Origin of the sequence: Vibrio mytili (assembly GCF_049563345.1) — a bacterium.
Classification (GTDB): domain Bacteria; phylum Pseudomonadota; class Gammaproteobacteria; order Enterobacterales; family Vibrionaceae; genus Vibrio; species Vibrio mytili.
The window spans coordinates 641022-653477 of the sequence record NZ_CP110481.1 but is presented as its reverse complement, the minus strand read 5'-3'; the positions used below and the strand labels follow the sequence as shown (position 1 = coordinate 653477).

The following is a 12456-nucleotide window of genomic DNA, read 5'->3' as shown; positions in this document are numbered from 1 at the left end:
AAATGATGTTGGTGCTATGGCCTTTTTAAAATCATAATCACGGCCACTCTCAACCAACTATTCTAGAGAACCACCAACTACAAAGCACAAGGTTCTAGAATTATTTTCATATTTGGAGACATATTTTGCAAAAAAGCACCTTGAGTTAAACATAATAAAAACAGTAATACATCAACGGTATTAACAGTTCAAAAACCATCTATATACATTCTCAAACATGCCACAAACCCAGTCTCAATAAGCGATCACTCGAAATATGCGCAAGTGCAACGGTTATTAATTATCAAACTCACTAAAACGTGAGATCATTGTTTTTAATTGAATCGATTGCGTCTCACCGAGCCTATCTTCCCAACTAGCAGTGACCGTAACCGCCTTTAATGAACCGGAGACGGTTGCTGAGGGAACCTGCCACTGAAGCGTGTAAGCGCCAACAGCAGAAGATCCGGTCGCGATAGAGTCGAAGTCCGCAACAGGCATAGCGGGCGATGCCGCAGATGCCCCGCGAGTTCGGAACCATTCGAGTTTCTGCTCAGCTAAATTTAACGCCTTCACACTGTGTGCAGCGTAATCTGCTTTCTGTTCCACGTTCACTTGCAGTTTAAGTAACCCTAGTGATGCGATACCGATAAGTAAAAAAGAGAGCAGAACCTCAACAAGACTATAGCCCATCTGTTTAGTTTGCATACCAGCTCCCAGACTTCCATTTCAGCTTTTTTAACTTTCTTAAGGGTGTTTCAATTACATCTCTGTTATAACTAAAACTCACACTTGAGTCGTACACCGCATAAGTTCCCGGGGCATCCATAACATAGCCACCCAAAGGGAAAAATGTGCCCCTTTGAAAGTAAGCTGTATTTGCAGTATCAATACCTGTTACAGGAGCGACTGCCCCATCGAGTAGCGTTTTTTGATCAGCGTCTAGAGAGCTCCACAAACTTGCGTCTGGTATAAACTCAGGGTTACCTGCACTGTCATTAGAAATAAAGTGGTAGAGCATCCCTTTAAAATCCAATGCCCCAGCCGTAGACAGCAAACCATTATGTAGTACTAATATAACGCCACTAGGAATCGGTGACGCTCCCGATGCCGGGGTAATTGCGTTACCAATATTGGTTAAGTCAGTCTCATCAAGGTGGCAACTACCGTAAACCCAAATTAGGTCATTACCTGATTGAATAGCATTTTTAATCTTTGTTCCGCAGTTACTTACTATCTCTGGTGCAGGAAGCGCCGATTGCTGATAGTTCATTTCACCACTACCATTTGTTAAGGGCACATTGGCAATTTTAACGAAGCCATTAAACGACATAACATCAAACCAGTCTTCTCTAGGGGTATCAAACAAGTCTTCAAACGGCTTTTGTGTGTCATCGAAAACAAAGTCCTGCTTTAAGTTAGTAGGAGTATCATAATTACCACTTGTTGAAGTTATATAACTATCACTCGACTCATTTTTGCAGTTTTGGCCTGCTGGAAACCCTTGATATGGAAGGTGAGCATCGTCAAACCCTTGATTTTGCAGTGCCCCAAATACGATAAACTCACTGCTGTAACGAAGCATCGTACAGCCCCATTCATCCCCTCCTAAGCTATCTCCGGGATCGGGCCTCATCGCCATTCCTCCTGCGAAATAGAGATTAGAAGTTGCTTTCATTACACCAGAAGCTCCTGTACCCGGTAGCTGGATGGTTTTATCAATAGATGAATACCCGTATGTTGAGGTTATTTTTCTGAGACGTGCGCTTAAAGATGTGTAGCTAAACTCGATGTCACCATTTACATTGCAGTCACCAATACTTGCAGAGGTAGGAATAGCATTGTTAGTTAGAGCTTTACTGTAAATACACTCTAGCCCACCTTCTGCAACCCAGTGTTGTTGACGTGCGCTTACTTCGTTTTGAGCTCGCTTAATCTGATAAAATAACGAACGATAGGACCCTAAAGTGACAAGGAGTGCCACAATCAATAGTATACTGGTCACCAGCAATGTGGTCGCGCCGTACTGTCTATCAATCTTCATCACCAGTTCCTTTGCTGAGATTTAACGACCATGGTGTGGCGAACATTAGGATCATGAAGTAATGAGGCTCCCATAGATATAACCGTAAACGCGCTACTGGTCGAGTTACTCGTCGTATGAATCGTCGATACCGTAAAGCGATCCACAGTAATTTGATTTTCATCGAATAAGTTGAAGCAAACACCACCAGGACCAGAAACGGCTGCTGATGCTGGTGTTAACGGTGATGATTGATATTTCTCACAAATCTTAAGTAAGTTGGCCCCAGAAGATGCAGGTTGATAGCGGTATACGGTACTGCGATACGTACTCATCCCGGAAGACATGGTTCGATAAATAAACCCCAACATGTCGGGTGAAGTCTGAGTGTAAACAGCATAACTGGCACCAGATAGAGTTACACTACCTGCGCTAACGCCATTAAAACCAGCACGTTGCATATCTTCTTTCATTTGCTGCATAACGCTGGTCATGTTTTGTAATAGCAAAAGTTCCTTGCCTCGTTCTGCTGCCGTCTTTTTTCCCGAAATAAAAACACTACCCACAATACCTAATGCAATTAATCCCAATAGAGAGGCAATCATAAACTCAATTAAGGAACCTCCTTTTTGTTTAAACCCCACATGCTGGATAGCCATAAACTTCCCCCTGCTCTCCACAAACGACTATCCTAGCGGCACCGTAAGAACCTTTAATTCGAAGCTTTTTATTTGTCATTCCAAGCGGGTTGAAGTCGATACTGCCATTTTTTACTTTGCCTCTAACTCCATCAAATTTAATTTGTTGGGAGGAATAATCAGGGTCAAAGGTAATATCACGAAAAGGCTTGCCAGACAGAACTAAGATAGCAGTGCCACCAGAGACACTAGAGTCGGTCAGTGTTATTGACCACTCACCTGTGTTAACAGGGTCACTGGCTACATCGATATGAGCCCATAAATCTTGATTGCGAAATACCGCTTCTGATTTCGCTTGAATCATAAATCCATGTAGTTCTTCAGCCAGACGCTGCATTTTGTTGGTTTCTATGATGTTTTTAAAGGATGGTGCTGCAACGACCAATAAAATACTCATGACCGATACCGTAATAAGCAGCTCTAATAACGTAAACCCGCGAGGCATTTCCCAAATTCCTATGCAAACAGTCTGATGACCGTAATTCATCTTGCACAGATGCTATCACCTGCCAAAAATAGGGGTAAAAGCAAAAAGGAAACTACTCGTAATGATTCGAATTTCTCGCTGTAACAACTACAACAGAAGATTAAGAGGGATGACATTGATCGAATTACTGATTGCGGTGGTCATTGTTGGGATCATTGCAGCTATCGCCTATCCTTCTTATACCAGCCATGTTCTTAAATCACATCGAACGGTAGCGTTGAGCGATATCAGCCGTATTCAATTGGAACTAGAAACGTCTTACGATGGTGGGTACGACTGGAGTCAGATTGTTTCTGGCGGTAACTGCACCATATGTGATTCAGACAGTGACCGTTTTAGCTTTTCGGTTGTCAGTTCTGCCAGTGTCGCCTACACAATTACGGCAACGGCTAAGTCCGACCTTGGGCAAAATAATGACAGCTGTTTTCCTTCAGGAGTAACCAGCCTCACACTGACTGCAACCAATGTTGAAGCCCCAAGCAGTTGCTGGAATTAAAGGACTTAACGCCACGATATACCTAAAAATATCCGTAATAAAAAGGCCTGCATTTCTGCAGGCCTTAAATGTTTCTTAAATATTTATAGCATGACGACTGGTATTAGCTAGTCAGATCATCAAAGAACTTTTTCACGCCGTTGAAGAAACCTTCCGATTTCGGCTTATGCTTCGCAGCTTCACCGCCACACGACTCTTCAAATTCTTTCAGCAGCTCTTTCTGACGTGAGCTTAGATTGACGGGTGTTTCTACCACAAGCTTAACGATAAGATCGCCTACACCACCGCCACGTACACCTTTGACACCTTTACCACGCATACGGAACATACGACCGGTTTGCGTTTCTGTCGGTACCTTCAGGCTTACTCGACCATCGAGAGTAGGGACTTCAACTTCACCACCTAATGCGGCCATTGTAAAGCTAACCGGCACTTCACAGTACAAGTTGTTGCCATCACGTTCAAAGATGTGATGGTCTCTCACATGTACTTGTACGTAGAGATCACCCGCTGGTGCGCCCATTTCTCCCGCTTCACCTTCGCCAGACAAACGAATGCGATCACCTGTATCAACCCCTGCTGGGATCTTAACGTTAAGTGTTTTGGTTTTCTGCTTACGACCTTGACCATGACATTCATTACATGGGTCTTTAATGATCTTACCTTTACCATGACAGGTAGGACAGGTTTGCTGAACAGCAAAGAAACCTTGACGCATCTGTACTTGACCATGGCCGTGACAAGTGCCACACGTCTCAACAGAAGAGCCTTTCTTCGCACCGCTACCTTCACATGTATCACAGTGAACTAAGGTCGGAACTTCGATTTCTTTCGTTACGCCACGTACTGCTTCTTCTAGCGACAGATCCATATTGTAACGTAAGTCGGCACCACGCTGAGCTCGGTGACCACCACCGCCACCACGACGGCCACCGCCAAAGATATCACCAAATACATCACCAAAAATGTCGCCGAAATCAGCACTGCCGCCACCAAAGCCGCCACCGCCGAAGCCGCCGCCACCTTGTTCAAAAGCGGCATGACCGTATTGATCGTACGCTGCTTTTTTCTGAGGATCGGTCAGAACTTCGTACGCTTCTTTTACTTCTTTAAATTTATCTGAAGCAGAATCATCATCCTGATTGCGGTCAGGATGGAATTTCATCGCTAAGCGTTTGTACGCTTTTTTGATATCGCGCTCAGAGGCATCACGGCTTACGCCTAATACTTCGTAAAAATCACGTTTTGACATGTTCTTCGTCACCAATGTAGTACTGCAAACGGCCTTTGCCGCTTGGTGTTTATATCGTTTTAGATAAAAGCTTTTTTAGAAAAGCGCTTAGCTAGAAAGACGGTGCTATTTACAAACAGGCGGGCGTAAGAGTTCCCCCAAACGCCCGCACAATGAAGTCGTATCGACGCCAGATGGTGTGGTTACCATCTGGTTAAGAAAGATTATTTCTTATCGTCTTTTACTTCTTCGAACTCAGCATCGACAACATCGTCTTCTTTAGACTGTGCACCCGCGTCAGCACCTTGTGCCTGTTGCGCTTGAGCTTGTTGTTGAGCGATTTCCATCAGTTTTTGAGAAGCGGTCATTAGCGCTTGAACTTTAGCATCGATAGCTTCTTTATCTTCGCCTTTACGCGCGGTTTCTAGCTCTGCGATAGCTGCTTCAATCTTCTCTTTCTCTTCGGCAGGTAGAGCTTCACCAGCTTCTTCTACTTGCTTACGAGTACCGTGAATCATTTGGTCAGCTTGGTTACGTGCAGTCGCTAGCTCTTCGAACTTCTTGTCCGCTTCTTTGTTAGCTTCCGCTTCTTGAACCATTTTCTCGATGTCTTCATCGCTTAAGCCACCAGATGCTTGGATCGTGATCTTCTGTTCTTTACCCGTCTGCTTATCTTTCGCAGATACGTGTAAGATACCATCCGCATCAAGGTCGAAAGTTACCTCGATTTGTGGCATACCACGTGGCGCAGGCTGGATGCCTTCTAGGTTGAATTGACCTAGAGACTTGTTGTACATCGCTTGCTTACGCTCACCTTGTAGAACATGGATAGTAACCGCGTTCTGGTTGTCCTCTGCTGTAGAGAAAACTTGGTTTGCTTTGGTTGGAATCGTCGTGTTCTTCTCAACCAATTTAGTCATTACGCCACCCATTGTCTCAATACCTAGAGACAGTGGAGTTACGTCTAGAAGCAGTACGTCTTTCACGTCACCGGCTAGTACACCACCTTGAACTGCAGCACCCATTGCTACTGCTTCGTCTGGGTTTACGTCACGGCGCGCTTCTTTACCAAAGAACTCAGCAACTTTCGCTTGCACCATCGGCATACGAGTCTGACCACCCACAAGGATTACGTCAGTGATGTCGTTTACTGATAGATCCGCATCGGCTAACGCTACTTTCAGTGGCTCAAGAGAGCGCTGTACTAGGTCTTCAACTAGAGATTCTAGTTTCGCACGAGTCACTTTAATGTTCATGTGCTTAGGACCTGTTGCATCTGCAGTAACGTAAGGTAGATTTACGTCAGTTTGAGAAGTAGAAGAAAGCTCGATTTTCGCTTTCTCTGCTGCTTCTTTCACACGCTGCATTGCAAGTGGATCATTCTTAAGGTTGATACCTTGCTCTTTGTTGAACTCATCAACCAAGTAGTTGATCAGACGGTTATCAAAGTCTTCACCACCTAGGTGAGTATCACCGTTAGTTGCTAGAACTTCGAACGTTTTTTCGCCTTCAACTTCATCGATTTCGATGATTGAAATATCGAATGTACCACCACCAAGGTCGTATACTGCGATAGTGCGGTCACCACCTTTCTTATCAAGACCGTAAGCAAGTGCTGCTGCTGTTGGTTCGTTGATAATACGTTTAACTTCTAAACCTGCGATACGGCCAGCATCTTTTGTTGCTTGACGCTGAGCATCGTTAAAGTAAGCAGGTACTGTGATAACTGCGCCAGTTACCTCTTCGCCTAGGAAGTCTTCAGCCGTTTTCTTCATTTTCTTAAGAACTTCAGCAGAAACCTGAGGAGCGGCCATTTTTTGGCCTTTTGCTTCTACCCAAGCGTCACCGTTGTCAGCCTTAACAATTTTGTAAGGCATGATTTCGATGTCACGCTGAACTTCTTCGTCTTCAAAACGACGACCGATTAGACGCTTAATAGCAAATAGCGTGTTTTCAGGGTTAGTTACTGCTTGACGTTTTGCAGGCTGACCTACTAGCGTCTCACCATCAGTGTAAGCAATAACCGATGCAGTAGTACGTTCGCCCTCTGCGTTTTCAATTACACGAGGTTTGTCGCCGTCTAATACTGCAACACATGAGTTAGTAGTACCTAAGTCAATACCAATGATTTTACCCATCTGGCTATCTCCGAATAAATTCTATTTTCGTTTGGTTATAACCCCAATGTGGGGGGAGGAGAATCGGGTTTCAACCCTTGCTCACAAACAAAAATAATCAATGTTTGCTTCTCTATGCCACATAGATAGGGGCGGCAAATTGCTTTTCAAGGGCAGAATGAAAAAAAACCGTTTTTTTTCTTATTTCTTGCCTTAGTTTTTACGGAAAATGCAACGCGACACCTATCTTTAGTTCGCACCTTCGCGGGTGAACACCGCGGCGGCACAAACCGACATCGTCTCTAAAAATTAAAAATGCCCATTACGTTCGCAATGGGCATTGGTCCTGTTTTTAATCGTTATGGTTATTTAGCAACCATAACCATAGCAGGACGCACTACGCGACCGTTCAGTTCGTAACCTTTTTGCATGACAAACATCACCGTGTTTGACTCATGATCAGGGCTTTCTTGAATCGACATTGCTTGGTGAAGTTCAGGATTAAATACTTCGCCTTCTGGGTTGATTTCTTTCAGGCCAAATTTAGCAACAACGTCGACGAACGTTTTGTGGGTTAGCTCTATCCCTTCAAGAATTGGCTTAACAACCTCACTTTCTGTGTCTGCGGCTTGAATAGCGCGCTCAAGATTATCGATAACTGGAAGCAGTTCTTCAGCGAACTTGTTCAATGCGTATTTACGCGCTTTATCGATTTCTTGCTCGGTACGACGACGCATGTTTTCAACATCCGCTTTTGCACGTAGCACCGAATCTTGCTGCTCTTTTACTTTGGCTTCACTAGACAACAATGCCGCTTCTAACTGAGCAATCTTCGCGTCTTTCTCATCACCAATTTCCTCAAGTTCCACTTCGGCTTCTTGAGCTTCAGCTTCGACTTTCTCAACTTCTTCGATGATTTGATCTAGCTCTTCTTCAGTAACTTTATTTTCTTCGTTGCTCATGATATCTCCAGAATTCAACACAGTGCCGTTAATACTGTCGGCGAGTAGCCTGAGTCAACGACACAAAAATTCGCATATTTAGGTGACTTGCCATTATTATGGGGATGAAGATTCCTGATTCAAGCCTCTTTAATGCGGAAATGATATGAAAAATCCATGTAACGTGATCGCGATTATTGGTAAACCAAGAGATCAACAAGCAATTCAAACTCATAAAGAGCTTTACCAATGGCTAACAGCTGAAGGTTACAAAGTATTTATTGACGACCGTCTCGCCGCAATTCTTGACGATATTCCGTCAAGTCAATTTGCCAGTTTAGTTGAATTAGGTAAAAACGCAGATTTAGCGATTGTCGTTGGTGGCGATGGCAACATGCTTGGTGCGGCCCGAATATTATCCCGCTTTGACGTCGCAGTTATCGGTGTAAACCGAGGTAATCTAGGCTTTTTGACCGACTTAAGCCCAGATGACTTTCAGGCCTCCCTAAAAGCAGTACTCGACGGTGAATATATTGAGGAAGAGCGATTTTTGCTGGAAGCCGAAGTCCACCGCCATGGCCAAATAAAAAGTCATAACGCAGCGCTAAACGAAGCGGTCTTACACCCAGGTCAAATCGCCCACATGATTGAGTTTGAAGTCTATATTGATAATAGCTTCGCGTTCTCCCTACGTGCTGATGGATTGATCGTCTCGACTCCAACAGGCTCCACCGCTTACTCGCTCTCAGGTGGCGGCCCTATTCTCTCGCCAAGTTTGAATGCCATTTCATTAGTGCCAATGTTCCCGCACACTCTATCCAGCCGACCACTGGTGGTTGACAGTAAACGTCGTATTAAACTGGTCGTTTCTCCGGATAACCGCGGAACGCAAGAAGTGAGTTGTGATGGACAAGTGTCACTGCCCGTCTCACCTGGTGATGAAATCCATATATATCAAAGCCCTAATGTACTCAAACTTATCCACCCCAAGGACTACAGTTATTATCATGTTTTGCGCAATAAACTGGGGTGGTCAAGTAAGCTTTTTTAACCTTAGATGCTCTCTGTAACGCATTTCATTTCAAATGAATAATCCATAGCATTTCCAAGAGTCTCTATGATTCCAAGAGGCTCTTTTTTCATATCTGATCACAAAAAACCGTTCGTATATCAAAAATCTCCCCACCCACCTTTACTGTATAAAGAAACAGTATATACTGTTCTCATATACAGTATGTTTGGTTATACAGGTAAAGAAAAAATGCTGGCTCATTTAAGTGTTAATAATTTTGCGATTGTGAAATCTTTACAACTCGAGCTTTCCAAAGGAATGACCACCATTACCGGTGAAACAGGCGCGGGTAAATCCATTGCTATCGATGCGTTAGGGCTTTGCTTAGGCGGCAGGTCTGATGCAGGTATGGTAAGACAAGGAGAAGCGAAAACCGAAGTGAGCGCCGCTTTCTTACTGGATAACAACGTACATGCCACACGCTGGTTAGAAGATAATGATCTCCTCGATGGTAGTGAATGCATCTTGCGCCGCATCATCACAAAAGAAGGCCGTTCACGAGCTTTTATAAACGGTAGTCCAGTCCCTCTTTCACAACTCAAATCTCTTGGACAACTTTTAATCAACATCCATGGCCAACATGCACATCATCAGTTAATGAAAAGTGACCAGCAAATGGCGATGCTGGACCAATATGCTGGTCATCACAACCTATTGAAAAATACACGTGGCGCCTATCAGAAATGGCGTCAAGCAGACAATAATCTCAAGCAACTTAAAGAGAATAGCCAACAAAATCAGGCACAAAAGCAATTGCTTGAATATCAAATCAAAGAACTGAATGAGTTATCGCTAGGTGAAGAAGAATTTACAGAGCTCGAGCAAGAGCACAAACGACTGTCTAACAGTGGAGAGCTTGCCACTACCTGCCAACAAGCCATCGAACTTATTTACGAAAATGATGAAGTCAATGCGCTTGGTATTTTGCAATCAGCCAATCACTCCCTAATACAGCTCGCCGAAATGGATGAAAAGCTCTCTGACTTACCTAACATGCTGTCAGAAGCAATGATTCAATTGGAAGAAACGAAAAACGAGTTACGAAATTACTTAGATGGTATTGAGGTCGACCCTGCGCGGATGGCTTATGTGGAAGAACGCTTTTCCAAAGTCATGTCGATAGCGCGCAAGCATCACGTCATGCCAGAGGATCTCTATCTGCATCATCAAGATCTTTTGTCTCAGATTGAAGCTTTAGATTGTTCTGATGAAAAATTGGAAGCATTGAGTCAAGAAGTAGAACAGCACTACCAAGGTTTCTTGTCGAGCGCAGAGAAGCTGCATAAGTCACGTAGCCGCTACGCAAAAGAGCTGAACAAGCTGATTACGCAAAGTATGCATGAGTTAAGCATGGAAAAAGCCGTGTTCAGTATCGAAGTAAACAACGACAACATACACCCGTCACCGCTTGGGATGGACAGCGTTTGTTTCTTAGTCTCGACCAACCCCGGGCAACCATTACAACCGATTGCCAAAGTTGCCTCAGGGGGAGAGCTATCACGTATTTCTCTCGCGATCCAAGTCATTACTGCGCAAAAGGTCGATACTCCGAGTCTAATTTTCGATGAAGTTGATGTCGGCATCAGTGGTCCAACAGCCGCAGTGGTCGGCAAAATGTTACGAAAACTGGGCGAATCCACACAGGTTATGTGTGTCACTCACCTTCCTCAGGTAGCGGGTTGTGGTCACAACCAAATGTTTGTCGCCAAACAGACCAAAAAAGGTCACACCGAAACACAAATGTACACTCTGGATGAACAGCAACGTGTGGCAGAATTGGCTCGCCTACTCGGCGGCAGTCAAATTACCGACTCAACACTCGCCAACGCAAAAGAACTGCTAGTCGCAGCTTAACATTGACGATGGCAGAATCATTCATGCTTTTTCAGTGTCACTGATTCTGTCATCTTTAAATGCCTTTGCGACATCATTTGAGCAATGTACACTGTCTTGATACAGAGATAGATGCCGAATATCTGTCAATAAATGCAACTCAAATCAAAATTCGTTGTCAGATTCCCTACCGTACGACGCATAGTTTTTTACATCTGCGTCGAGCTTGTTTATTATCAGCGCAGTATTTTAAAGGTTACTAAGAAATTATTATGCAATTAAAGAAGTGGTTAGTTGCCGTACCATTAGCAATGACATTGCTGACAGGATGCTCGGTGTTAGAAAAACTGGTTTATCGCATTGATATCAACCAAGGCAACTATGTAGAACAAAGTGCAGTGGATAAATTAAAGTTTGGGATGACTAAAGCACAGGTTCGCTTCGTACTGGGGTCGCCAATGCTCATCGAAAACGGCTACCCAAACACATGGTATTACATTTACCATCACACGCCAGGTCACGGTGACCCTGTCCAGAAAGATCTTATCGTCAACTTCGATGACCAAGGAACGCTGGCAGATATTAGCGGTGACTTCCCGAAAAGCGATACGTTTTACGAACAGATTCAGTAACAAACAGATTCAAAAAAACCTCCTAATTAGGAGGTTTTTTATACCCTATGAATGGTTCGAGCTACTCATTTTTACGCGAAGCGTTCGGCTTACCGCCCGTCACAGGATCTGCATTGCCTGCCGCTTTCGCCTGTTCAGCGCGCTTGCGACGAATCTCTTTTGGATCAGCAAGTAAGGGGCGATATATTTCAATTCTGTCTCTGTCTCGCACCGTCGCTTCTAATTTTACATTACGACTAAACACACCAACCTTATTCTTAGACAGGTCGATTTCTGGATACAGCTCCAGTACCCCAGATTGACGAATGATCTCTTCTACCGTCGCGTGGTTATTAACGACTAAGTTAAAAACGCGCTGCTCATGAGGAAGGGCATAAACAACCTCTACATGGATCATGTCGGACTCAATACTCATAGCACATATACCTGTTTAGCCCGTTTGGTAAAGGCGTTTACCATATTGTTGGTCAATTCATTGAAAATTTTACCAAACGCCATTTCAATCATTTTGCTTGAAAATTCAAACTCTAGCTTGAGCTCTACCTTACACGCCTGTTCATCCAGCGCAGTAAAAATCCACCCTCCACGCAAGGTTTTAAAAGGACCATCCACCAAGTTCATCATTATCGCCTGTCCAGGAACAAGCTCGTTGCACGTTGTAAAGGTCTTGCTAATACCAGCCTTTGCAACATCAACCGACGCCACCATGCCGCTATTTGAAGAATCAATAACTCGAGAACCAGAACAACCTGGCAAAAACTCGGGGTACTTAGCAACATCATTGACCAGATCAAACATCTGTTCTGCACTAAAAGACACCAACGCTGAACGGCTGATTTGCTTCATAGATACTCCTATCAATACGTGTACAGATTAAAAGCTCGTGTCAATTTTACTTTTATTCGACGATTGCGCAAATAAAAGGATTTCCTAACCGATATCCAAGC

13 protein-coding genes are annotated in these 12456 nt (G+C 44.0%); 4 read left to right on the top strand and 9 right to left on the bottom strand.

The annotated features are described in order from the left end of the window. Positions 1-276: 276 nt before the first annotated feature. The 4 genes from ONE56_RS02995 to ONE56_RS02980 are packed head-to-tail and all read right to left on the bottom strand — an operon-like array spanning position 277 to position 3145. On the bottom strand, positions 277-687 hold the full coding sequence (locus tag ONE56_RS02995; protein ID WP_423840215.1) for a type IV pilus modification PilV family protein: 411 nt from the start codon (positions 685-687) through the stop codon (positions 277-279). After that, positions 677-2023, bottom strand: a complete 1347-nt coding sequence (locus tag ONE56_RS02990; RefSeq protein WP_423840214.1) for a hypothetical protein — start codon at positions 2021-2023, stop codon at positions 677-679. The genes ONE56_RS02995 and ONE56_RS02990 overlap by 11 nt, the downstream gene beginning before the upstream one ends. Next, complete coding sequence (locus ONE56_RS02985) at positions 2023-2661, bottom strand: PilW family protein (RefSeq protein WP_423840213.1); 639 nt, start codon at positions 2659-2661, stop codon at positions 2023-2025. The genes ONE56_RS02990 and ONE56_RS02985 overlap by 1 nt, the downstream gene beginning before the upstream one ends. Continuing rightward, a complete protein-coding gene (locus ONE56_RS02980; RefSeq protein WP_331437857.1) occupies positions 2636-3145 on the bottom strand; it encodes a GspH/FimT family pseudopilin in 510 nt (169 codons plus the stop codon). Before ONE56_RS02980 ends, ONE56_RS02985 begins: the two co-directional genes overlap by 26 nt. Before the next feature lie 103 nt (positions 3146-3248). Here ONE56_RS02980 and ONE56_RS02975 point away from each other — a divergent pair, with 103 nt between their 5' ends. Next, the gene (locus tag ONE56_RS02975) at positions 3249-3683 is read left to right on the top strand and encodes a type IV pilin protein (RefSeq protein WP_041155341.1); all 435 of its coding nucleotides are present in this window, start codon (positions 3249-3251) and stop codon (positions 3681-3683) included. Positions 3684-3786: 103 nt separating this feature from the next. Here ONE56_RS02975 and dnaJ read toward each other — a convergent pair whose 3' ends face one another. The 3 genes from dnaJ to grpE form a co-directional block, all read right to left on the bottom strand. Next, positions 3787-4935: a molecular chaperone DnaJ gene (gene dnaJ, locus ONE56_RS02970; RefSeq protein WP_331437856.1), complete on the bottom strand. Its 1149-nt coding sequence runs from the start codon at positions 4933-4935 to the stop codon at positions 3787-3789. Positions 4936-5138: 203 nt separating this feature from the next. After that, positions 5139-7052, bottom strand: coding sequence for a molecular chaperone DnaK (gene dnaK / locus ONE56_RS02965; RefSeq protein ID WP_041155340.1), 1914 nt, complete (start codon positions 7050-7052; stop codon positions 5139-5141). Between the two features lie 344 nt (positions 7053-7396). Then, positions 7397-7993, bottom strand: a complete 597-nt coding sequence (gene grpE / locus ONE56_RS02960; RefSeq protein ID WP_041155339.1) for a nucleotide exchange factor GrpE — start codon at positions 7991-7993, stop codon at positions 7397-7399. A gap of 145 nt (positions 7994-8138) precedes the next feature. Here grpE and nadK point away from each other — a divergent pair, with 145 nt between their 5' ends. The 3 genes from nadK (at position 8139) to bamE (ending at position 11509) form a co-directional block, all read left to right on the top strand. Then, on the top strand, positions 8139-9023 hold the full coding sequence (gene nadK, locus ONE56_RS02955) for an NAD(+) kinase (protein ID WP_423840212.1): 885 nt from the start codon (positions 8139-8141) through the stop codon (positions 9021-9023). 210 nt (positions 9024-9233) lie between these two features. Beyond that, positions 9234-10898: a DNA repair protein RecN gene (gene recN / locus ONE56_RS02950; RefSeq protein ID WP_423840211.1), complete on the top strand. Its 1665-nt coding sequence runs from the start codon at positions 9234-9236 to the stop codon at positions 10896-10898. Between the two features lie 251 nt (positions 10899-11149). Beyond that, complete coding sequence (bamE, locus tag ONE56_RS02945) at positions 11150-11509, top strand: outer membrane protein assembly factor BamE (protein WP_041155337.1); 360 nt, start codon at positions 11150-11152, stop codon at positions 11507-11509. Positions 11510-11570: 61 nt separating this feature from the next. Here bamE and ONE56_RS02940 read toward each other — a convergent pair whose 3' ends face one another. After that, entirely contained in the window at positions 11571-11924 is a 354-nt protein-coding gene (locus ONE56_RS02940; protein ID WP_041155336.1) for an RnfH family protein, read from the bottom strand. After that, on the bottom strand, positions 11921-12355 hold the full coding sequence (locus ONE56_RS02935) for an SRPBCC family protein (protein WP_041155335.1): 435 nt from the start codon (positions 12353-12355) through the stop codon (positions 11921-11923). Before ONE56_RS02935 ends, ONE56_RS02940 begins: the two co-directional genes overlap by 4 nt. Between the last annotated feature and the right edge of the window lie 101 nt (positions 12356-12456).

Coding starts and splice junctions, on each gene's coding strand:
- ONE56_RS02995 (WP_423840215.1), bottom strand. CDS start 687: ATGCAAACTAAACAGATGGGCTATAGTCTTGTTGAGGTTCTGCTCTCT.
- ONE56_RS02990 (WP_423840214.1), bottom strand. CDS start 2,023: ATGAAGATTGATAGACAGTACGGCGCGACCACATTGCTGGTGACCAGT.
- ONE56_RS02985 (WP_423840213.1), bottom strand. CDS start 2,661: ATGGCTATCCAGCATGTGGGGTTTAAACAAAAAGGAGGTTCCTTAATT.
- ONE56_RS02980 (WP_331437857.1), bottom strand. CDS start 3,145: ATGCCTCGCGGGTTTACGTTATTAGAGCTGCTTATTACGGTATCGGTC.
- ONE56_RS02975 (WP_041155341.1), top strand. CDS start 3,249: ATGATTCGAATTTCTCGCTGTAACAACTACAACAGAAGATTAAGAGGG.
- dnaJ (WP_331437856.1), bottom strand. CDS start 4,935: ATGTCAAAACGTGATTTTTACGAAGTATTAGGCGTAAGCCGTGATGCC.
- dnaK (WP_041155340.1), bottom strand. CDS start 7,052: ATGGGTAAAATCATTGGTATTGACTTAGGTACTACTAACTCATGTGTT.
- grpE (WP_041155339.1), bottom strand. CDS start 7,993: ATGAGCAACGAAGAAAATAAAGTTACTGAAGAAGAGCTAGATCAAATC.
- nadK (WP_423840212.1), top strand. CDS start 8,139: ATGAAAAATCCATGTAACGTGATCGCGATTATTGGTAAACCAAGAGAT.
- recN (WP_423840211.1), top strand. CDS start 9,234: ATGCTGGCTCATTTAAGTGTTAATAATTTTGCGATTGTGAAATCTTTA.
- bamE (WP_041155337.1), top strand. CDS start 11,150: ATGCAATTAAAGAAGTGGTTAGTTGCCGTACCATTAGCAATGACATTG.
- ONE56_RS02940 (WP_041155336.1), bottom strand. CDS start 11,924: ATGAGTATTGAGTCCGACATGATCCATGTAGAGGTTGTTTATGCCCTT.
- ONE56_RS02935 (WP_041155335.1), bottom strand. CDS start 12,355: ATGAAGCAAATCAGCCGTTCAGCGTTGGTGTCTTTTAGTGCAGAACAG.